Here is a 21,595-nt window from a genome sequence, read left to right on the forward strand (position 1 = left end):
TCGAGTACGTCGAGCGCCTCGACCCGCGCAACCAGCCGGGCCGCCTGACGCTCATCTCGCGCATGGGCAACCAGAAGGTGCGCGACGTGCTCCCCGCCATCGTGGAGAAGGTCGAGGCCAGCGGCCACAAGGTCATCTGGCAGTGCGACCCGATGCACGGCAACACCCACGAGTCGTCGACCGGCTACAAGACCCGGCACTTCGACCGCATCGTCGACGAGGTCCAGGGCTTCTTCGAGGTGCACCGCCGCCTCGGCACGCACCCCGGCGGCATCCACATCGAGCTCACGGGTGAGGACGTCACCGAGTGCCTCGGCGGCGCCCAGGAGATCTCCGACGACGACCTCGCCGGCCGCTACGAGACGGCGTGCGACCCGCGCCTGAACACGCAGCAGTCACTCGAGCTCGCGTTCCTCGTCGCCGAGATGCTGCGAACCGAGTTCCACCCCCGGTACGACGCCCTCGTCCCCGAACCGCTCCACCTGGACCAGGAGCACCTCTACCGGCGAACGTCCTGATCCGACGGCCGAGCGGCACGGCGCCTCGGGCGCCGTGCCGCGGCGCCAGGTGTACCTGGTCTTGAGGTTGGTGACTGAACGCGGCTGATGGCGGGCGCCCGTGGAGTGCGTGGTGACCGCGTTCAGTGTTGTGGTGATCGAGCCAGGGCGCCAGCGCGGCGGTGCTGCATCGTTGTCGAGGAGGACGTCGTGGTGGGCCCACTCGGCCTGCAGGGTGCGGTTGAACCGCTCGACTTTGCCGTTCTGCCAAGGGCAATGCGGCTTGACGGCCTTGTGGCGAGCGCCGATCGCGGCGGAGAAGTCGCGTGAGATCACGTGGTTCTCGGCGTTGTCGGTCAGCACGCGAGGAACACGCTGCATGCCGTGCTCGCCGAGCCAGGCGCCCGCGCGAAGCAGGAAACCCGCGCAGGTGCCACCACGTTCGTCGGCGAGACTTCGGCGTAGGCGAGACGGGAATGGTCGTCGACCGCGGCGTGGACGTAGTCGTGGCCCAGGCCCCGTATCGAGCGGGGCTTCGGGCCGCGGCGTGGGCGCGCCAGCCGCCTCCAGGCGGGATCCTGCCGATCTTCTTGACGTCCAGGTGCAGCAAGGTCGCCCGCGTGCGGGTGTTCGCAGCGGCGGGTGGTGTGCCGGGTGGCGCGGATCCGCTGTCCGGTCAGCGGATCGCGCTCGGCAAGCCATGGCGGGCCAGCACACGTGACACGGTGCGAGCGGGCACGCCGGTGTGGGCGGTGATCCGAGCCGGTCCGCAACGCAGCTCGCCGCGCACCGCCACGACCTGGTGCTCAGCCGAGGTCCGCGACGGCATGCGATGAGGCCTGCTGGACCGGTCGACCAGGCCAGCAGGAGCCTCGTCGCTGAAGCGGCGAACACAGCGGTGCGCGCATTGCCGTGACACACCGAGTTCTTCGGCCACGTGCGCGACCGGTCTGCCGGCGGCGACTCGCTGACCAAGGACCAGGCGTCCGCGCAGGGTCAGGCGGGCGTTGGCGTGTCCCATCGAGGCCTCCGGCTGTGGTGACTGACTTCGCCATCACCACCGCACCCGGAGGCCTCACCCATGATCAAGCCGACACACCGTCACCAATGTGTCGGCCGAGTACACCTAGACCGGCCCCAGGCTCCTGACGTGGCCGACGGGGTCCTCACCGGTCGGGACCAAGGCGATGATCGGGGTCGACAGACCACTGTCCACATAAGACTGGATCCGGTCGCGGCAGGCCTCCGGCGCGCCGTGCACGACGAGGTCGTCGACCACCTCGTCGGGGATCAGCTCCAAGGCCTCGCGCCGGTCGCCGCGGTTCCAGGCGTCCTGCATCGGTCTGAGCGCCTCACCGCGGCCGAGCCAGTCCTGGAAGGCGGCGTAGGCGGGCACGGTCAGGTAGCCCGCGACGAGTCGCCGGCCGAGCCGGCGTGCCAGCGCACCGTCGGTGGTGGGACAGACGAAGATCCGGGCCGCCAGCTCCACACCGTGACCGACTTCCTCCCGTATCCGGCACACGTCGCCGGGAGCGAGCCAGTTGGTGATCGCGGCGTCGCCCTCCTTCGCGGCCAGCCGCAGCATCTCCGGCCTCAGGGCGGCCACCGCGATCGGCGGCACCGGATCCACCGGGTTCTCCAGGCGGAAACCGTCGACCGAGAACGTCTCGTACGTCTCGGTCACCTTCTCGCCGCGCAACGCCGGCCGCAGGAACCGCAGCGTGTCGCGGACCCTGCGGAGAGGGGTGGTGTACTCCGCGGCGTTCCACCCCTGCACGATCACCTTCGACGACGCGCCGATCCCCAGCACGAACCGGCCGGGTGCCAGGCCCGCGACGGTCGCCGCGTTCATCGCCAGGAGCGCCGGACCGCGGGTGTAGACGGACGCCACCGCGGTGCCCAGCCGAAGCTGCTCCGTCCACTGGGAGGCCAGTGCCAGCGGGGTGAAGGCGTCGGTGCCCGCCTTCTCCGAGGTCCAGACATCGGTGTACCCGAGGTCGGGGAGCTCCTCGACGATCCCGCGGTGCAGTGCGAGAGGTGCCCCGGGCAAAGGAATGGTGATACCCCACCGGCTCATGTGCCCTCCTCGGGTTCCACCGGCCCGTCCTGGCGCTCGGCGTCCTCAGGACGCCGTGGCTCGGTCACTCGCCCGCGGCCGCCAGATCGGGTACAGCGACGGCCCGCCCCGCAGGGTGATCGCCTCGCCCAGCCGCACCTGGCCGAGCCGCTCGTACAACGCCAGGTTGCGCAGGCAGCTGGCTTCGCCGTACACGCCGGCGTCCGCACCGTCGGCGAGGGCGAACTGGGCCTTCTTCAGCTTGGTCCCGAGTCCCTGCCCCTGCCGTCCGGGGACTGTCGAGAGATACGTTCCGTAGAGGTGTGGTGGCACGTTTCGCGGGTGGTTGTCGTTGAGCAGGTTCATGAACTGCACCGCCCGTTCGGCCTGGTCGCCCAGCCGTTCCTCCAGCAGGCCGATGAGTTCGGCGTGCTCCTGCGCGCTCGGCAGGACGGACGGCGGGTAGAACAGCGAGACGGCGCTGAAGTCCTCGACCTGCAGGGCGAGGCCGCCACCGGCGAACGTCGACTCCACGATCACCGTGAAGAACCGCCGGTTGGCTTCCTCGCGGCGGTCGGGATCGGGGAAGATCCAGGAGAACACGGGGTCGTCGTAGAAGGCCCTGGTGTAGACGTCGACGAGGGACTTGGTCTGGTCCTGGCGAACTTCTTCGATCATCGGCACGGTGTTCGGTCCTCTCGGTTCGGAAACAGGGGTCGGGTGGTCATCACTTCGCCGGAGGTGTCCGGTGCGTCGCAGCGTGTCGTGCGATCTCGGCGTGGGTGGCCCACCAGACGCCGGTGTGGGAGGCGATGTGCGCCAGCAACTCGTCCAGCACCTTGACGCGGGACCGGTGGCCGATGATGTGCGGGTGGAGCGCGAGGGTGAACAGGCCGCCTTCGGCGTGGGCCGCGTCGAACTCGTCCTGCCAGATGCGCAGCACTTCGCGCGGCGCCAGGACCTGCTTTCCCAGGGCGTCGTCAGGGAAGTACGGGGCGTCGTCCCGGATCCAGGACACCGGGACCTCGGTCACGCCGGTCGCCTCACCCCGGTGCACGAGCTCGTAGGGCTGGTCGTCGGCCATGAGCGACGAGTCGTACTCGAGGCCGAGCTCTCTGATGATCGGCAGCGTGTGCACCGTGAAGTCCCAGTACGGGGTGCGCAGACCGACCGGCCGGACACCGGTCGCGGCCTCCAGCGCGTCCGCGCTGTGCAGAGCGAGCTCCCGCTCCTGCTTCGCGGTCAGCTCACCGCACTTCTCGTGGATCCAGCCGTGCAAGCCGATCTCGTGCCCGTCGGCTCGGACCGCGGTGAGCCCCGCGGGGTCGAGCATGGTCGAGACGACCGGGTAGAAGAACGTCGCGGGGGCGGAGTGCCGGCGAAGCGTCTCGAGGACGCGCGGCAGACCGACGCGCGCACCGTACTGGCCCTGTGCCAGGAGGCCCGGCCCCGTCTCGCCGCGGGACAGGGGCAGCGTTTCGTTGTCGACGTCGACCGAGATCGCGACGGCCACGGTCGCGTTCCCCGGCCAGTTCTCCGGGGCCAGCCGGACACCCGCGTTCGCCTCGCCCACGGCGGACTTCCACTGCCACTCCGCCCACTCCCAAGGTGAAGAACCCGCATTCGGCAAGTCTCAGAACCTTTCTCGCTCGAGCGGCACGGTGTCGGCGAACCTCTCCGCCGGAACTCACCGCCGGCAGGCGCCCACCGCTCCGGGAAGGTGTGATCACCCTTCGGCCGGGATGCGAACGACGCTAGCCAGCCCGGCGGCGTCCGCACTGCGGAAGCCCGCAGTCCTGTTGCCGAACCGGGCGCGGGCGCTGACCGCGGACACTGCGGTTGTCCACAGCGCAGACCGCACAGGCACATCCGGTCGACACACATGTCCACTTCGGACGAGGTGGGGCCGCCAGAAGCTGCTGTCCTCCGCATCGACGGTGCGAATGACCCGTGAAAAGACCGAAATGCCGATGTCGCGAGTGGACGGTCATCGCGAGGATGATCACATGATCTTCGCTCTTCCCGCCGGGGTGCTGCTCGGCGTGCTGACCAACCTCGGACAGGGCGTCCTGCTCGGCAGCTCCAACTCCCTCGCCAACTCCGGCGCCGTCTGGGTCGTCGCCGCGTTCGTCGCCGGCTCGTGGTCGCGGCGCCCGGTCCTCGCCGGCACGCTCACCCAGGTGGGTGCGGTCGTCGGCTACTACGGCTACGCCGAGCTGGGGCGCGACGGCATGGGCGGCCTGTACGCCCCCTCGGTGTGGCTGGCGCTGGCGTTCGTCGCCGGACCGCTCTTCGGCACAGCCGGCGCCTGGTGGCGGCACGGGCAGGCCTGGCGGCACTGGACGGGCGCGGGGGTCCTGGGTGCGGTGTTCGGGATGGAAGGCCTGTGGCACCTGTTCGTGCTCGGCTACCGCGACACCGGGTTCGTCGCCTGCGCGCTCGCCGTGGCGCTGCCGTTGCTGATCGCCCGCAGCCGGTGGCGGGCCCTCGCGGTCTCGGCCGCGCTGTCGCTGGTCGCGCTCGGCTGCCTGCTGCTGATCTCGGCCGTGACCGGCCTGTGAGCCTCGGCTGCCGGTACGCGGCGAGCCCGCGGCACGACCACCACGTCGTGCCGCGGGCTCGCCGCTACGAGCTCACCGCGCCACCGCCGCGGCGAGGTAGCGCGTCAGGGCCGCCGGTGTGGGATGGGTCCAGAGGATGCCGGCGGGCAGCTCGATCCCGGTGCCGTGCTGGAGCTTGCCCCGGATCGCGATGCCCATGACCGAGTCCAGGCCGATGTCCGAGAACGGCCGGTCGGCTTCGACCCGCTGCTCCGGCACACCGGTCTCGGCCGCCACCACGCTCCGGATGACGGCCATCGCCGCGTCGGCCACCTCGTCCGCGGGCAGGTCGCGCAGGAGGGTGATCGACTCCGTCGCCGCTCCCCCGCCCGTCGTGCCGCTCTGGGGATCGCGGACGTGTTCGAACAGCGCGCGCCGTCCTCCCGGCGGTGGCGTGGTGGGCCTGACCACCAAGGCGTAGCCGTCGTCCGTGGTGTGCAGGCAGTTCCACACGCGCAGCGCCTCGGACGGGGTGATGTCGCCGAAGCCCTGGGCCTCCATGCTCTGCAGCCCGTCGGCGGTGAGCTTGCCCATGCCGGTGTCGCGCCAGACCGTCCAGGCGATCGAGGTGGTGTTGCCGCCGAGGTGCCTGCGGTGTGCGGCCAGGCCGTCCAGGAACGAGTTGGCGGCGGCGTAGGCGGTGCAGCCGGGCAGCACGACCAGTGGTGCGGTGGAGGAGAACAGCACCATCTCGTCGATGCTCCCCGGCGGGAACAGCTCGTGCAGCACCAACGCCCCGCGCACCTTGGCGTGCAACGTCTCCCGGATCGAGTCCTCGTCCAGGTCGTCCACCAGGCGGCCGTGCACGGCCCCGGCCGTGTGGACCACGCCCGCGATGGGCGGCATGTGGAGGGAGTCGGTCATCAGCACCGCTCGCGCGGCGACGGCGTCGGTCACGTCCAAGGCGATCGGGAGGACGGTCACTCCCTGGCTTTCGAGCTCCTCGACCACGCTGATGGCGTGCCGGGTGGCCTCGTCGTGCCGCTCGTTCCAGGTGGACCGCCGTGGCAGTCCCCGCCGGCTGGTCAGGACCAACCGGCGGGCGCCGCGTGAGCAGAGGTGTCGCGCCGCTTCCAGGCCGAGAGCCCCGAGACCACCCGTCACCAGGTAGGTGGCGTCGGGTCGCAGGTTCACCGGTGGCGTCCGGGCACGGTCCGGGCGGGGCACGACGCGTCCGGCGAGCAGTCCGCCGTTCCGGATGACCAGCCAGTCCTCGGCAGGGGGATCGGCGAGGACTCGCGCCACCAGCTCGAACGCGGCGTCGTCGTCGCCTTCCTCCAGGTTCAGCACGCCACCGCGCAGCTCGGGGTGCTCGGAGGCGATCACCCGCGCGGCTCCCCACAGGGGCCGGTGGGTGAGTCCCGAGGGGACCTCGCAGGCCAACGCCTCGCGGGTGAGGACCCACAACCTGGTCCCCGGCCGGTCGGCCCCGACCGCGGCCCTGGTCACGTCGGCGAGCTCGGCCAGGTGGCGAACGACGACGTCGTACTCGTGCCCCGGGCCGGAGAACGGGGCGAGGTACACCACGTGGTGGGGCTCGTCACCCGCGGGAGGGACGATGTCCCGGGCGGCCTTGACGAGCGTGCACCGCAGGCCGGCGCGCACGAGGTGTTCCGCGAGCCGTTCCGCGACCACCGAGGGTTCGGTCGAGACCAGCGTGACCGCGGCCGCGGGCGTCTCGGTGACCGGGACCTCCAGCGGTTGCCAGGACAGTCCGTGCAGGAACGTCCTCGGATCGGCGAGCACGGTCTGGTCCGCCTCGAGAACCCCGAACCGCAGTCCGGTCACCCTGGCGACCGACTGCCCGTCGTCCCCGCGCAGGTCCAGGTCGACGACGTCAACGGTGCCGCCACGCAGCCGGGCGACCAGGTGGACGGAGGACGGGGCGGGGCCGGACCACTCGACCGACTCGACGGAGGCCGGCATGCGGAAGACGCCCTGCCGGGCCAGCGGGAGCGAGGACAACGTGGTGGCGGCGTCGAGGACCACCGCCCAGTGCGGCGCACGGCCAGGCGTCGAGACGGTCGCGTGCACCACCTGGTCGTCGTGCCGGAGGTGGTCCACCTGCCAGTCGAAGGCCAGTCCCGACACCCCCAGCGGCCGCAGCAGGTCGAGCACCTCGCCGGGGCCGACGGGGAGCGCCGGGAGCACGGGGGCCGCGGGCACCTCGACCGAGTCGGCGCGCACGGTGACGGCACCGCCGTCGCGCGCGGACGTGTGCGTGGTCCAAGACGTCTCCTCGGACGCCTCCCGCAGGCGGGAGGACAGCACCGCCCTGCCGTCCTGGCACACGACCTGGACGGAGCGGTCCTGCTCGGCCGGCACAGGTGTGTGCAGGACGACGTCGCGGAGGTGACGAGGTCCGTCGGCGTCGCCCGTGATGGCGTCGGCGAGCGTGCAGAACAGGACGGAGGCCGGAACGATGTCCACGCCGTGCACGGTGTGCGGAGCGTCGTACGGCCTGGTCTCGGGTGACAGGGTCGTCTGCCACACGGCCGAGGGCGGCACGGTGGCCGCTGTCAGCCGGGAACCGAGCAACGTGAAGGAACGGGGGTCGTGGCCTCCTGTCCCCCGGTCCGAAGGGGCCTCCGGAAGCCAGTACCGGTTGTGCTGCCAGGCCGTGCGCGGCAACGCGACGGCCGCCGAGCGGGGCCAGTGGGCCCGCCAGTCGACGCGGACTCCGGCGCAGTGCAGCCTGCCCAGCTGTCCGGTCATCTCCGCGAGTGCCGGCTGCGCGCGACGCAGCGAGTGCGCGGCGGTGACCGCGAGAACGGACAGCGACTCCGCGATCTGGGCGATGTTGTGGACGACGACGGGATGCGGTGAGATCTCCAGGAAGTGGCGGTGCCCGTCCTCGACCGCCGCTTCCACCCCCGCCGCGAAGCGCACGGGACGTCTGAGGTTCTGCTGCCAGTACGAGGAGTCCCGCGGCGCTTCGGAACGCGGGTCGTCGAGGATGGTGCCGTACAGGCGCAGGGACGGTGCGCCGGTCGACAGCCCGAGCATGGCGACGCCCAGGTCGTCGACGAGGTCGTCCATGTGGGAGCTGTGGAAGGCGACGTCGGAAGCGATGCGGCGGACCACGTGTCCCTCACCGGCCAGCACGGCGGCGTACCGCTCCACCGCGGCGGCGTCTCCCGCCAGCACGGACCACCCGCGGGCGGGTTCGATCGCCGCTGACAGGCCGGGCCTGCCCGCGAGGCGGTCCTCCAGTTCGCCGAACGGCACGTCGAGCAGCACCATGGCGCCACGACCGGCCACGGTCTCGAGCAGTGCCGCGCGGCGGCAGGCGAACCGGGCGGCGTCCTCCGCGCTCCACACGCCCGCGGTCACCGCCGCGGCGATCTCCCCCATCGAGTGGCCGAGAGCCGCCACCGGTTCCACGCCCCAGGACCGCCACACCTCCGCGAGGCCGAGGTGCATGGCGAACAGCGTCGCCTGGATGCGGTCCGTCCGCGTGCTGTCGCCTTCGTCGACCTCGGTGATCAGCGAGTACCCGGCCTCCTCTCGGAAGATCGGGTCGAGCCGCTCGCACAGCGCCGCGAACGGCTTGCTCGAGCGGAGCAGCTCACGTCCCATGCCCGCCCACTGGGAACCGTGCCCGGAGAAGACGAACACCGGTCCCGGGGCCGAGTCGGTCGCCCGGCCGTGCACCACTCCCGGCACCTTCCCGGCCGCGGGCCACGCCCGCAGGCGGTCGACCGCCTCGCCGCGGTCGGCGGCGACCACGGCGGTCCGCCACGGCAGGTGCGACCTGTGCAGCGCCAGCGTGGCCGCCACCGCGTCGACGTCCTGCTCCCCCGTCTCCAGCGCGTCCGCGAGCCTGGACGCCGTCGGCGCGAGCGCCTCTTCGGTGGCGGCGGACAGGACGAGCAGGGACGGGCCGTCGGCGACTCCTCGCTCCGCGTGCGGTTCCAGCGGATCTCCTTCCGCCAGGCAGACGTGCGCGATGGTGCCCCCGTACCCGAAGCTCGACACACCGGCCAGCTTGGGCTTGCCGGCGACCTGGGGCCACGCGGTCGGCTCGGTCACCACCTTGATTGACCGCTCCGCCTCGACCGCGGGGTTGACGCCGTCCCGTGCTCCCACCGTGGGCGGAAGGACACCCGCACGCATGGCGAGCACCGTCTTGATGATGCCGACGACTCCCGCTCCGGCCTCGAGGTGCCCCACGTTGCCCTTGACCGACCCGACGAGCAGCGGCGAGTCCGGCGCCCGACCGGCCCCGAGGACGGCCGCGGCGGCGGCCGCCTCCACCGGATCCCCGAGGGGCGTACCGGTGCCGTGCGCCTCCAGGTAGTCCACATCGGACGGATCGATGCCCGCCCGCGCGTAGACGGATCGGAGCATCTCCTGCTGTGCGGTGCCGTTGGGCGCCATGATCCCGTTGGTGCGGCCGTCCTGCCGGACCGCGCTCGCGCGGACGACGGCCAGGACGTTGTCGCCGTCGCGCCGGGCGTGGTCCAGCCTCTTGAGCACCACGACGCCGGCGCCCTCACCTCGCCCGTACCCGTTGGCCGCGGCCGCGAACGGCTTGCTCCTGCCGTCGACCGACAACGCGCCCGACGCCCCCAGCGACAGGGTCTGCGCGGGAGCCGCGATCAGGTTCACCCCGCCCGCGATCACGACGTCGCACTCACCCGACAGCAGCGCCTGCCGTCCGAAGTGGATCGCCGCGAGCGAGGACGAGCACGCGGAGTCCAGCGCGAGGCTCGGACCGCGCAGGTCTAGGAAGTACGAGACCCGGTTGGCGACGGCGCAGTAGGCACCGCCGATGCTGCTCCACGGGCCGATCCGCTCGGGATCGTTCAGCAGCATCTGCCCGTACTCGCCACCACCGACACCGATCAGCACGGCGGCGTTGCTGCCGGCGAGCGAGAGGGGTGGGATTCCGGCGTGCTCCAGGGCTTCCCACACCACTTCCAGCACGAGGCGCTGCTGCGGGTCCATCAGGACCGCTTCCTTCGGTGTGACGCCGAAGAACTCGGCGTCGAAGCCCGCGGCGTCCTCCAGGTAGGCGGCGCGGCTGACGGCCCGGTCCACCGCGGCGGTCGCCGCGGGACCGTGCGCCGGGTAGGACGACCACCGGTCGCGGGGAAGGTCTCCGACCTCACTGCGTGCCGCGATCAAGCCGGCCCAGAAGTCCGCCGGTTCGCAGATGCCACCTGCCAACCGCAGTCCCAGACCCACGACGGCGACGTCGTCGTCCGGGCTGCCAGAACTCAAACGCGTCATTGCTACCTCACACATCTCGGTCGAGCCGCCTCCACCTCACGGGATCTCCCGTCCAGCTCCAGGAGCCGGCCGCAGGGCGGATGCGGCCGGGAGATGTTCACGAGCGCGGAGCCCACCGGCGCGACGACATCAGCCGCCGGGCCGGTGGGGCCGGGCATCCGGTTCGGGCCGGATTCCGTGACGGCCCCGGCCGCGGTGGTCGGGGCCGTCACGCTCAGCTGGTGTCGCCGACGTCGAACGTCTCGCAACCGGAGATTCGGATCAGGACCCGGCCGTCCGTGCTCACCGCCTCCTCGACGTTGGCGTCGTCGACGTGGATGAGCCGGATGCCGTCCGGGTGGGACTTGCTCACCGCCGCGTCGCTGCCCGTCGTGAAGAACTCGATGCGGTCGATGAAGCGGGGTACCGCGACGAGGTGGACGCCGTTGCCGTCGGTGCGCAGCAACCGGGTCCGGGCGAGCGCGTCCAGCATCACCGTGGGGACCGGCGGGTTCTCCAGGAGTGCGTGGTCGGCTTCGGTTCCGGCCGGGACCAGCACCCAGCGGGAGCTGGTCCCGGCCTGGCCTTCCCTGCCGTCGGTGCTCGCGCGGTACACGCCGCGCAGCACCACGGCGCTGTCCTCGCGGTAGTAGGGGTCTTCCGACGGCCGGTCGGTGACGACGTCCCGGGCGGGCGGGGGCGTCGGGAGGTCACCCAGCACCACGTGGCACGCGAAGTGCTCGCGGTCCGCGCGCAGCACCCGGCCGCGCCGGTCCACCACGTCGCTGGTGATCCGGACGTGCACGCGGTCGGGGCCGTCCGGCCGCGCGGTCACCCGGTAGGGGTTGCCCGGTCCGGCCTTCGGCGCGACGAACGCCGAGAACCGCAGGTTCTCCAGGGTGCGGACGGGCAGACCGGGGACCACCGCCGTCGCCGCCTCGGCCGCGATGGTGGCCAGTCCGGTGCCGTGCATGGTCGGTTTGCCGTTCACCGTGTGGTCGACCAGGAAACCCGCGGTGCGCTCACCGAGGTCCAGCAACCACTGGGTGTGGCCGCGCGTGATGCGGTGCGGGGTGCCGAGCATCCAGCGGGTGCGTTCCGGCACCGGGTGCACGAAGCCGGGGAACTGCTCGCCGAACGTCGCGCGTTCCTTCGCGTTGAGGAACGCCACCAGCGGCTGGGCGACCGAGGGCGTGCTCAGCTCGGTGGCCAGGTGCCGGACACCCTCCGCCGGGGCGAGCGGAGCCATGATCCCCGCACGTTCGTTGTTGCCCTGCATCAGCTCCGACCCGCCCATGCCGATCTCCGCCCAGATCGGCCAGATCAGCGTGCGCTCGTCCGCGCCGCGGACCAGCGCCGCCTGGCGGGCCGCGCCGTGGAGGAAGTCGTTGCCGGGCGCGTAGTCGGTCTCGCCGGGCAGGCCGACGAGGCCGGCCACCGAGCCGAAGTTGCACCACTGGGCGGGCTGGGCGGTGCCGAACGCGGCCTTGAGGTTGCGGTAGCCGTCGACCTTGACCCTGCGGACGTGCCGCAGCCCGTCGATCGTCAACCGGGAGATGTCGCCGCCGTTGTGCAGGCCGGCGCCGTGCACGAGCAGGTCGACGTCCGGGGTGACCTGCCGGATCGCCTCGACGGTCGAGCGGACGGCCTCGGCGTCGGTGAGGTCGCAGGTGAGGTAGTCGACCGCGTCCTCGCCGCAGAGCGCACGCAGCTCCCGCAGGTTGCGCTGCGACTCGCGGGCGTTGAGCAGGCGGTCGAACCGGGCCATGACCTCTCGCACCGTGGCACCGGGGGTGCGGGCGCGTTCGGTCTTGAGGAAGGCCGCCCGCAGGGCGGGGAGCTGCTCGGCGCCCGCGTCCAGCAGCTCCTCCGGCACGTCCTGCAGCCGGGACGACCCCAGCAGCCACAACCTCAGCGGCGTGCGCGCGGCCAGTTCCTTGGCGCAGGCGGCGGTGATGCCCCGCGCGCCGCCGGTGACCACGACCACCGATCCCGGTCGCAACGGCGACACGTTCGAGCTCAGGTCGAGCGGCGCGGGCACCAGCTTGGTGCGCAACCGCACGCCGTCGTGGTGCAGCACCGCCGGGTAGCCCCGGTACCCGGCCAGCTCCCGGTTCAGGGCGTCCCAGCCGCCGGTCTCCGAGGTGATCACCACGGCCAGCCGCGCGCCGCGGAGGTCCCAGGCGAGGCTGCTGACGATGCCGGTGAACAGGCCGGTGGAGGAGTGCGGGACACCGCTGCGCAGCTCGTCGACGAGGTGCACGCCGAGCGAGCCACCGGCGTCGATCCGGTCGCGGCACGACTTCGCCGCGAGGAACAGCGCTTCGTGTGCGCGGAGAGTTCCCTCCGCGACGGTGTCACCGGGGGCCGCCGCGCCGGTGGAGGCGAAGAGGCGGACGTGGCTGAACCGGCCCGCGCCCGTCGCGGCGTCGGGGAACTGGTCCTCGACCGGTGCGCTGTCGTCCAGCACCTGGACGTGAGCGCCGGACGCGCGCACGTGTGCGGGCACCGACTCCTCGCATCCGGGCTGCACGACGACGAGCCAGTCCGGCCCGGGAGCGGTGGTCCACTGCGCCTCGGGGGCAGGCTCCTCGACGTAGGTGCAGACGTAGCGCTCGTTGCGAGGCGCCGGCCGGGTGGCCCGGTGTGGTGTCAGCACGATCCCCGGCGCCGAAGGGCCGCCGGCGACCACGCGGGGGGTCTCCCCCAGGTGGGCGAGCTCGCCGATGAGGTCGCACGCGCCGTTGGCACCGAGGTAGTCCACCGGCCGTACGGCTCGGGCTTCGGCACCCCCGGCGGCGACCGAGACCTGGCAGAGCACCGGCCACCCCGCCGCGACCGCTGTGCTCTCGCGTGCCAGGGCGAACAGGAAGGCGCCCTCACCGAGAGGTCCTCGGCCGAGCAGGGTGCGCAGCTCGTCGGTGCTGTTGCCGTTGAGGCTGAGCACGAGCGCCAGGTCGAGCGCTCCGCCGCGCAGGTGCCGCACCGCCGTCTGGACCGCGTGCGCGGTGGCGTCCGGTCCGGCGTCGGCGAGCTGCACCGCACCGTTGAGGTTGTGGCGGTTGGCGATGCGCGAGGCGATGACGTTGCCCATCAGGCCTGGCTGGGTGTCCGGCGTGGACTCGGGGGTTCCCGCCCGCACCGCGCGACCGACGGCCTGCGCGGCCCGCGTGAACTCGTCCGCGTCGAGGCCGCCCGGCGTCACGGCGAGCAGGTCGTCGGCGTAGCAGCGCAGCGCGGACTGGTACCAGGACAGGGTGGGCCCGTGGTGCGCGGCGACGACGCCGGTGGTCTCCTCGCGTCCCTCCCACAGCGGCCCGTGTTCGGACAGGAAGCGATCGGCCACGTCCAAGGCCATCAGCTGGGTGCGGTCGATGGCGTCCGACACCGCGGCGGGCAACCGGCTCACCTTCCACTCCGGCGCCGGGTAGGGCGTCGGGAAGCCTGCTTCGGCGGCGGGCGCACGCCAGTCGCCCAGACGCGCCGCGACTTCGGCCGAGGTCGGCGCTCCCGGCAGGTGGGCGCTCCACGCGACCAGGACGATCCGGTCGTCCATCGCCGGAGGCCGCGCGGCCGGGGCCGACTCGCCAGGACCGGGCTCGTCGGCCAGCAGCAGGTGGCCGTTCGTCCCGCCGAACCCGAACCCGGACACGCCGACCACGCGCGGCCCGGAGGGCAGCGGCGTGTCCCGGGTGGGAACGGTGACGTGCTCCGCGGTAGCCGCCGACGCGGGGTGTGGCCGCTGTGCGGGGACGACGCCGTGACGCAGGGCGAGCAGCGCGTGGATCACCGACACCGCGCCCGCGGCCCAGCCGGTGTGCCCGATCAGGGACTTGTTGCTGGTGCACAGCACTTCCCGGCCCGCCGCCGACTCGTTCAGCGCGGCGAGCTCGACCTCGTCACCGGCTCGGGTGCCGGTGCCGTGCCCGACCACCCAGACCGGGTGGCGCTCCTGTCCGCGCCCGGCGCGGGCGATCGCCAGTTCCTGCCCGCGGCGGTTGGGAGCGGCGATGGCCTTGCCCCGGCCGTCGGCCGCGGCACCGAACCCCGCCAGCACCCCGAGCACCTGCTGGCCGTCGCGCCGGGCGTCACCCAGCCGGCGCAGTGCCACCACCGCCGCACCGTCGGAGAAGAGCGTGCCGTCGGCGGAACCGTCGAACGCGTTGACCGCTCCCCGGTGGCTGAGGCCGCCGAGCTTGCTGAACAGCACGTTGAACCGCGGGGTGACCATGAAGTAGCCGCCGCACAGCGCCAGGTCGGTACTACCTTCCCGCAGTGCCGCCACGCCGAGGTCGATGGCGTAGAGCGACGAGGAGCATGCGGTGTCCACGACCGTGACGGGCGTGGTGTCCGGCAGCAGGCCGCGCACCGCGTGGCGCACGACCCCGTCCGGCAGGTGGTCCCCGGGGCTGCCCGAGGCCAGCCGGTAGCGCTCCCGCAGCACCGAGCGCAGCTGCTCCGCATCCGGGCCCGACGGCGAGGGCCAGTTCTCGGCGAGCAGGCGGGCGTACCCCTCGACGACCATGGACTGCTCGAAGTGCTGGTCGCCGTCGGAACAGGCGCCGATGAAGAGCGACGAACGCGACGACGGCCCGTCCGGCATCGCCTGCTCCAGGGCGTGGCGCAGCCAGGACGACGACAGGCTGGCGTCGGGAGCGACGTCCTCGTGCCGGCCCATCCGGACAAAACCCGCGGTGCGCGCGTACGTGCGGTCGCGGTCGCCCGGGTCGGCGGCCCAGAAGGTGTCCTGCGGGTAGCGGTCCCCCGGTTCGCTGAACGCGGGCTCGCCGGTGCGCAGCAGTTCCCAGAACTGCTCGGGCGACTCCGCGCCGGGGACGACCAGGCCCATGCCGACGACGGCGATGGCGTCGTCCTCCGTGCCGTCAGGAGTGTTCTCGGCAACACGGTCGGAGGTGCGGACGGGCACGCCGTTGGACGCGCCACCCGAAGCAGGTGCCGACACGCGGTCAGCGGCACCCGCGGGCGCGCCGTCGGAAGTGCGGACGGGCACGCCGTTGGACGCAGGTGCGGCCGCACCGCCGACAGCAGCCGCGGGCACCTGGTCAGCAACACTCGCGGACGCGCTGTCCACCGGAACTCCCGGCACGCCGGGCTCGGTGACCGCCGCGGCCGGGCGAACGGCGTCGCCCCACGTGCCCCCGGCACGGATCAGCGCGCCGCCCAGGCGGATCCCGCCGTCGTTGACGACGTTCTCCCCCGTCATCCAGGACGACTCCGGCGACGCGAGGAAGGCCACGAGCTTCGCGTGCTCCTCCACGGTGCCCAGCCGGCCCAGCGGGGTGCCCGCGACCGTCGCGGCCAGCACCTCCTCACTGCGGGGGAACAGCTCCACGGTCTTGCTGACCAGCATGCCGGCGGAAGCCATGTTCACGCGGATGCCGTGCGGACCGAACTCCACGGCGAGGTACTTCGTCAGCTGCTCCAAGGCGCCCTTGCACACGGCGACGCAGCTGTAGTTGTCGATGACGACGCTGGTGCCGATCGACCCGAGGTTCACGATCGCGCCGCCGCGTTCCCTCATGAGCGGGAACGCGGCACGACAACAACGGCGGGGACCGTGGACGTTCGTGTCGATCGCCCTCTCCCAGTCGCGGTCGGTGAGCACGTGGCCGGGCTCGAACACGCCGCGCGCGGCGTTGTTGACCAGCACGTCGAGCCGGCCGTGCCTGCGGGCGACCTCGGCGAACATCTCCTCGACCGCGTCCTGCTTGGCCACGCTCGCCCGCAGGTGCTCCGCGGAACCGCCCTCCGCGAGGATGTCCGCGACGGTCTGCCGCGCGGCGTCGACGTCGTGGAACCAGTTCACGATCACATGGCCACCGCCGCGGGCCAGTTCGCGTGCGATGGCCCGGCCTTGTCCCTTGGACCCTCCCGTCACCAGGCAGATGCGGTCGGCGAAAGCGCCTGCGCGGGGACTGTTCACGCCCTCACCCGCCCGGCGCCGAGCTCGGTGAGCAGCCCGGCGATCGACTCCAGGGTGGTGTAGTCGGTGATCCGGATGTCCGCCTCGGGGAGGTCGTACTTCTGCCGGGCCCGCTGGAGCAGCTCGGTCTGGCGGATGGAATCGATGCCGAGGTCCGCCTCGAGCTCGATGTCGGCTTCGAACACCTCCTCCGGGTAGCCGACGGCGGAGGCGTACAAGGTGCGCAGCTCGTCCACCAGGCCTGAGACGTCCCCGGCGCCGGAGGGCGGAGGTTCGACGGGAGCGGGCGCGGTCGTGCGAGCGGGAGCCACGACCTGCTCCACCCGCGGTGCGGCCGGCTCGGCCCGCTCGACCGGTGGCACGTCCGTTCCCGCACTCGGGGCGGGCGGCGTGGACGGTTCGGCGACCGCGACCGGCGGTGCGCCCGTCGTCCACGAACCCGTGTCGGACCCCGCCTCCGTGCTGGAGAACGCGGCGAAGACGCCACGCAGTTCGTCGAGCGTCCGGCGCTGCCGCACCGGCGCCGCGGTCCGCACTCCCGGCAGGTTCGCGTTCACGAGGTCGGTCAGGGCGGCGCGGGCACCGCACTCGAGGAAGTGGGTGAACCCCTCACCCCGCACCGACACCAGCGCCGGCAGGAAGCCGACCTCTCGTTCGAGGTGGCTGGTCAGGATCTCGCGGCCGTCCTGCTCCGTCTCGACGCGGCGGCCCAGCACCGGCGAGTACATCGGCACCCGCGGAGCGCGCACCCGGACCCCGGCCACGTCGGCCTCGAAGAGCCGGTTCGCCTCCCCCAGCAGCCGGTTGTGGAACGGGTACGGGACGCGCAGGCGGGTCGCCTCGATCCCGAGCAGGCCCGCCAGCGCCGTCAGCCGGTCCAGCGACTCGTGCGGGCCCGACACCACGACCTGGTCGTAGCCGTTGTGGGCCGCGACCGCGAGACCGCGGTCCGCCAGGGAGTCGACGACGGCGTTCGCCCGCTGCCGCCCGACGCGCAACGCGACCATTCCCCCCTCGGTGTCGTCCGCGGCGCGCAGCGCGCGGTCCCTGGCGATCACCAGCCTCACCCCGTCCGCCAGGTCGAGGGCTCCCGCGGCGGTCAACGCCGCGAACTCGCCGAAGCTGTGGCCGATCACCAGACCCGGTGTGACGCCGGCGAGTTCGCGGGCCAGGTCGAAGACGGCCAGTTCGGTGGCGAAGATGGCCAGGCTCAGGGCAGGGACGTCACTGGCCAGCAGGGTGTCGAGCGGCGGTGCGTCCGCATCCTCCAGCAGACCGGAGATCGTGGGCCCGCCGTACCGGAGCGACAGCGCGTCCACCTGTCCGACGACGGCGGGCAGTGCACGGCCGGCGCACACGCGGGAGAGGCAACCGGGCAGGTACCCGCCCTGTCCGGGGAACAGGAAGACCGGCTCGGTGGACGACGAATGAGACACGATGATGATCCTCACGATGGAGCGGAAACGGGTTTCAGAGCACCGGGGAAGGGCCGGTGCCGGCTCCGGGCAAAGCCGGGACATCGCTTGGCCGACAGAATGTCAGTCGCGCGCGAACGGCCACGACCACGCGTTCCGGCCAGCGGATCGCACCCCTTCGTGCAGTCGGCGCCGAGTAATCTCCGAGCAGCCAGTGCCGTTGCAGGCGAGAACCCGGACGGAGGTCCCGACGACCGGTGCGCACCTACCGAAAATCAGTGATCACTGTCACCGAACTTTTCTCGCCATCTCCGGTGACGCCTGCGACCACCACCCGGCATGGGTCTCCTTCTCGACCATCCTCCGAACGGGACGAAATCGAGGTTAAACAGCTTCGCGGCGATCGGACTGCGGAAGTCCGCAGTGCGATCGCCGTCACCCGGGAGGCAGCAGCGCCCAGGGCGAGAGCACGACCGCTCACCAGCGGTGATGGCGCCGCAACCGCCTCATCCGGAGTCGAACGACCAGCTCAGCTCGTCGCGGGAGGGTGGTGCACGTCAACGACCACCGAGCAGGACACTGCGGTTGTCCGCGGCGTGGACCTGCCGATTCGACGATTCCCCATCCGACCAGAGGCCTCACGGCAAAGCCGCGGAGGTGATGTTCAGCCTCTCACCGATCGCGCCCGCCTCTATTCGTACGGGCCCGTTCGAACAGAGGCGGGCGCGATCTGTCCCGACGAATGAGATGAATCCGACGGAGCCCGCACGTCCAGTGCGGCCTTCTCCGCCTACCCAGGTGCACCCAGACCGTCCCTAGCTGGAAAGTCAGCTGTGAAAACTATTCACGACACACGCGGGGATCAAGAACTTGACCTGCTGGGTATCCGTCCTCTCAAATCGACACAAAGCCGAAGCGGAACGATTTGAAACAACGACCACCCGATCGGCTTAGTTGACAACTACGGAGCGCACAAATGGTCGCCGACGCACACCAGCATTCAGGCAGCGGTGCCGTCCTCGTTGGTCGCGGTGCGGAGTTGGAACGCATCGCCGATGCTCTCGAATCGGCGAAACGCGCGACCCCGTCGACGCTCCTGATCGAGGGCACACCAGGGATCGGCAAAACCTCGCTGCTCGACGTGGCGTGCGAGCTCGCCCACGAGCGCGGGTTCGTGGTGTGCCGGGCGAAGGGCTCGCTGATGGAGCGGGAAATGCCCTTCGCCGTGGTCCAGCAGCTCTTCGAGCGACTCCTGCGCGGCCAGGACGGTGGAGCCGCGCCCGAGGGGTACGACCTCGTCTCCCGGCACCTCACCGCCGATGCGGGTGAGAACAGCGAGTTCCAGGCCCACCGGTCGACCCGGGACCTCTTCCGCTTCACGGCGGAGTTCGCCCGGCACGCACCGCTGTGCCTGGCCGTCGACGACGTGCAGTGGGCGGACGTGCAGTCGTTGCACTGGCTGAACTACCTCGTGCACCGCGTCGTCAAGCTCCCCGTCGTGATCCTCGTGACGCGCACGCCCGGCGTCCTGGCGACCGACCCCCTGCTGATCGCCGAGCTGGAGATCCACTCCGAGCGGATGAAGCTCGCGTTCTTCACCGCGTCCGACGTCGCGCGGCTCACCGAGCGGATGCTCGGGCGGACACCGGACGAGAAGTTCACCCAGGCCTTCGTCGACGCCACCGGTGGCTGCCCCACGGTGACGCGGCACATCTTGGGCGTGATGCGGGAACGGTCGGTACCTCCGGAGGCGGACGTCGCGAACGACCTGCTGCGCCCCGAATGCGAGAAGCTCGGTCAGTCGCTGCTCGCACGGCTCAACCACCAGTCGCCGGAACTCGTCGAACTCGCCAAGGTGGTCGCGGTGGTGGAGCCGTCCGACCTGGCGCTGCTGGCCGCGGTCCTGGACATCAACGACGGGGAAGCGACGCAGCGGGTGCGGCAGCTCGAAGGAATGGGCGTGCTCACACCGGACGGCGAACTGGCGTTCGCGCACCCGGTGATCAAGAACACCATCGGGAGCGCGATCGGCTACCGGGAGCGCGAGGAGCTGCACGCCAGGGCCGCCAGGTTCCTGCACGACACGCGGGCACCCGCGCCGGTCGTGGCTCGCCACGTCCTGCGCACGCCCTCCCCGACGGGTGCCTGGGCGGTGGAGGCGCTGCGCACCGCCGCCGCCACCGCGATCGCCGAGGGCGACGCCCGCTTCGGCGCGCAGCTGCTGACCAGGGCTCTCGACGAGGACCTCCCCGTCGCGCAGAGGCAGGACCTGCTACTGCGGCTCGGTCTGGCCGAGACGTTCTTCGACCCGCGGATGGCGGCGGCCCACCTGGAGGAGGGGATGATCGGGCTGGACGATCCCCGGGAGGCCCTCGCGGCCGCCTGTCGGCTCACGGAGATCCTCTACTTCGAGGGTGCCTACGACAGCGCCAGCAAGGTGCTGCACCAGGTCGTGAGCGAGATCGAGCCGAAGTTCCCCGCGGCCGTCGAGGTGGTGCGCCTGCAAGAACGGATCACCGTGCCCGCGCCCGCCCCGGAGTCGGGGCAGGTGGACTTCCGCCAGTTCGACGAGCTGCAGTGGCGCCGCGGGGACGAGCTCGGCCGCAGGCTGGCGGGGCTGATCGCCGAGGACACCAGCAACCGGGGCGAGGAGCTGGCCCTGTGTCGCAAGGCGGCGCTCGCGGCGCTGTCCGGCGGTGCGACCTCCGTGCTGCAACACCCCCAGCGGATGTTCGGAGTGCTCAACGCACTGCTGCGCGCCGACGAGGCGGAGCTCGTGCTGCGCCACTGCGACGAGATCCTGCTCGAGGCGCACCGGCAGGAGCTGTCGTTGATCGCCCTGATCGGTCACTCGCTGCGGTCGCGGGCACACCACCACCAGGGGTCCTTCACCGAAGCCGGCGCGGATGCGGAACTCGCGTTGTCCGCCGCCAGGACGGCGAAACTGCCCACGGACCACCTGGGACACGTCTACGCCACCGACGCGTGGGTTCGCGCCCGGCTGGCACTGGGCGAGCTCGACGCCGCGCGCGACGCGCTCGCACCCTTCGACAGGTCCGCGAACCTGCCGCGGACGTGGCACCACACCGCACTTCTGCACGCCAGGGGCGCGGTGCGGATGGAACTCGGCGACAACGAGGGGGCGCTGGCCGACCAGCTCGAGTGCGGTGAGCGGTTCGAGTCCTGGGGCAGGCCCAACCCCGCGGTGCGCCCCTGGCGGTCGTACGCGGCGCTGGCCCACCTCCGGCTCGGACAACCTCAACCCGCTCTCGACCTGGCGTTGCGGGAGCTGACACTGGCACGGCAGTGGGGAGCACCGACCGCCATCGGCCGTGCGCTGCTGACCGTGGGTGTCGCGACCGGCGGCACCGCCGCCACCCCGTGGCTGACCGAGGCCGATTCGGTGCTGCGCCGGTCGACCGCGCGCATGCTGCACGCACGGGTGTTGCTGGAACTCGCCGCCGCGAGGTGGGAGAAGGGGCAGCACGACCTCGCCAGGAACCACCTCGCGGAAGCGCAGGAGCTCGGCCGGCAGTGCGGCGTCGACGTGCGACCGGATCAGCGGCTCGCCGGCCTGGCTCCCGCCACCACGCCGCACGCACCGGTCCCGCACCACCCCGCACCGACCAACGCCGCACCGCCCGCCGCCCGGCTCAGCGCACTCGCGCTCACGCCGCACGAGCTCCGCGTCGCCACGCTGGTCCTGGAAGGCAACTCCAACGACGAGATCGCCCACCGGCTCACCGTCTCGCGACGCACCGTCGAGTTCCACCTGACCAACATCTACCGCAAGCTCGGGGTGCGGAGGCGCACCCAGCTGTCCTCCGCGCTCGCGGGCCTCGTCCCCCGCCCCTGAACCTGGAAGGCAG

8 protein-coding genes and 2 pseudogenes are annotated in these 21,595 nt (G+C 72.0%); 3 read left to right on the forward strand and 7 right to left on the reverse strand.

Annotated features, from left to right (window positions below; genetic code table 11):
• Positions 1-434, forward strand: a pseudogene (locus tag BMY74_RS18995) (3-deoxy-7-phosphoheptulonate synthase); the annotation flags it as partial.
• A gap of 172 nt (positions 435-606) precedes the next feature.
• On the opposite strand, the pseudogene BMY74_RS19000 reads toward BMY74_RS18995, so the two are convergent.
• From BMY74_RS19000 to BMY74_RS19015, 4 genes and pseudogenes are all read right to left on the reverse strand, one after another.
• Positions 607-1,518, reverse strand: a pseudogene (locus BMY74_RS19000) (IS481 family transposase); the annotation flags it as partial.
• Between the two features lie 105 nt (positions 1,519-1,623).
• Positions 1,624-2,574, reverse strand: a complete 951-nt coding sequence (locus BMY74_RS19005) for an LLM class F420-dependent oxidoreductase (protein WP_089917779.1) — start codon at positions 2,572-2,574, stop codon at positions 1,624-1,626.
• Between the two features lie 45 nt (positions 2,575-2,619).
• The gene (locus BMY74_RS19010; RefSeq protein WP_143091618.1) at positions 2,620-3,231 is read right to left on the reverse strand and encodes a GntR family transcriptional regulator; all 612 of its coding nucleotides are present in this window, start codon (positions 3,229-3,231) and stop codon (positions 2,620-2,622) included.
• Positions 3,232-3,280: 49 nt separating this feature from the next.
• The gene (locus tag BMY74_RS19015; protein WP_089917784.1) at positions 3,281-4,183 is read right to left on the reverse strand and encodes a polysaccharide deacetylase family protein; all 903 of its coding nucleotides are present in this window, start codon (positions 4,181-4,183) and stop codon (positions 3,281-3,283) included.
• A gap of 376 nt (positions 4,184-4,559) precedes the next feature.
• Here BMY74_RS19015 and BMY74_RS19020 point away from each other — a divergent pair, with 376 nt between their 5' ends.
• Entirely contained in the window at positions 4,560-5,114 is a 555-nt protein-coding gene (locus BMY74_RS19020; RefSeq protein ID WP_089917787.1) for a DUF6518 family protein, read from the forward strand.
• A 72-nt stretch (positions 5,115-5,186) separates the two neighbouring features.
• Here BMY74_RS19020 and BMY74_RS19025 read toward each other — a convergent pair whose 3' ends face one another.
• From BMY74_RS19025 to BMY74_RS19035, 3 genes are all read right to left on the reverse strand, one after another.
• On the reverse strand, positions 5,187-10,379 hold the full coding sequence (locus BMY74_RS19025; RefSeq protein ID WP_177229814.1) for a type I polyketide synthase: 5,193 nt from the start codon (positions 10,377-10,379) through the stop codon (positions 5,187-5,189).
• Between the two features lie 223 nt (positions 10,380-10,602).
• A complete protein-coding gene (locus tag BMY74_RS19030) occupies positions 10,603-16,311 on the reverse strand; it encodes an SDR family oxidoreductase (protein ID WP_177229815.1) in 5,709 nt (1,902 codons plus the stop codon).
• Positions 16,308-17,762 (reverse strand): acyltransferase domain-containing protein, encoded by a 1,455-nt coding sequence (locus BMY74_RS19035; protein ID WP_245786230.1) that lies wholly within the window; start codon positions 17,760-17,762, stop codon positions 16,308-16,310. The genes BMY74_RS19030 and BMY74_RS19035 overlap by 4 nt, the downstream gene beginning before the upstream one ends.
• A 940-nt stretch (positions 17,763-18,702) precedes the next feature.
• Here BMY74_RS19035 and BMY74_RS19040 point away from each other — a divergent pair.
• On the forward strand, positions 18,703-21,582 hold the full coding sequence (locus BMY74_RS19040; protein ID WP_089917793.1) for a LuxR family transcriptional regulator: 2,880 nt from the start codon (positions 18,703-18,705) through the stop codon (positions 21,580-21,582).
• Positions 21,583-21,595: the final 13 nt, after the last annotated feature.

This window comes from Lentzea albida (genome assembly GCF_900111005.1).
Classification (GTDB): Bacteria; Actinomycetota; Actinomycetes; order Mycobacteriales; family Pseudonocardiaceae; genus Lentzea; species Lentzea albida.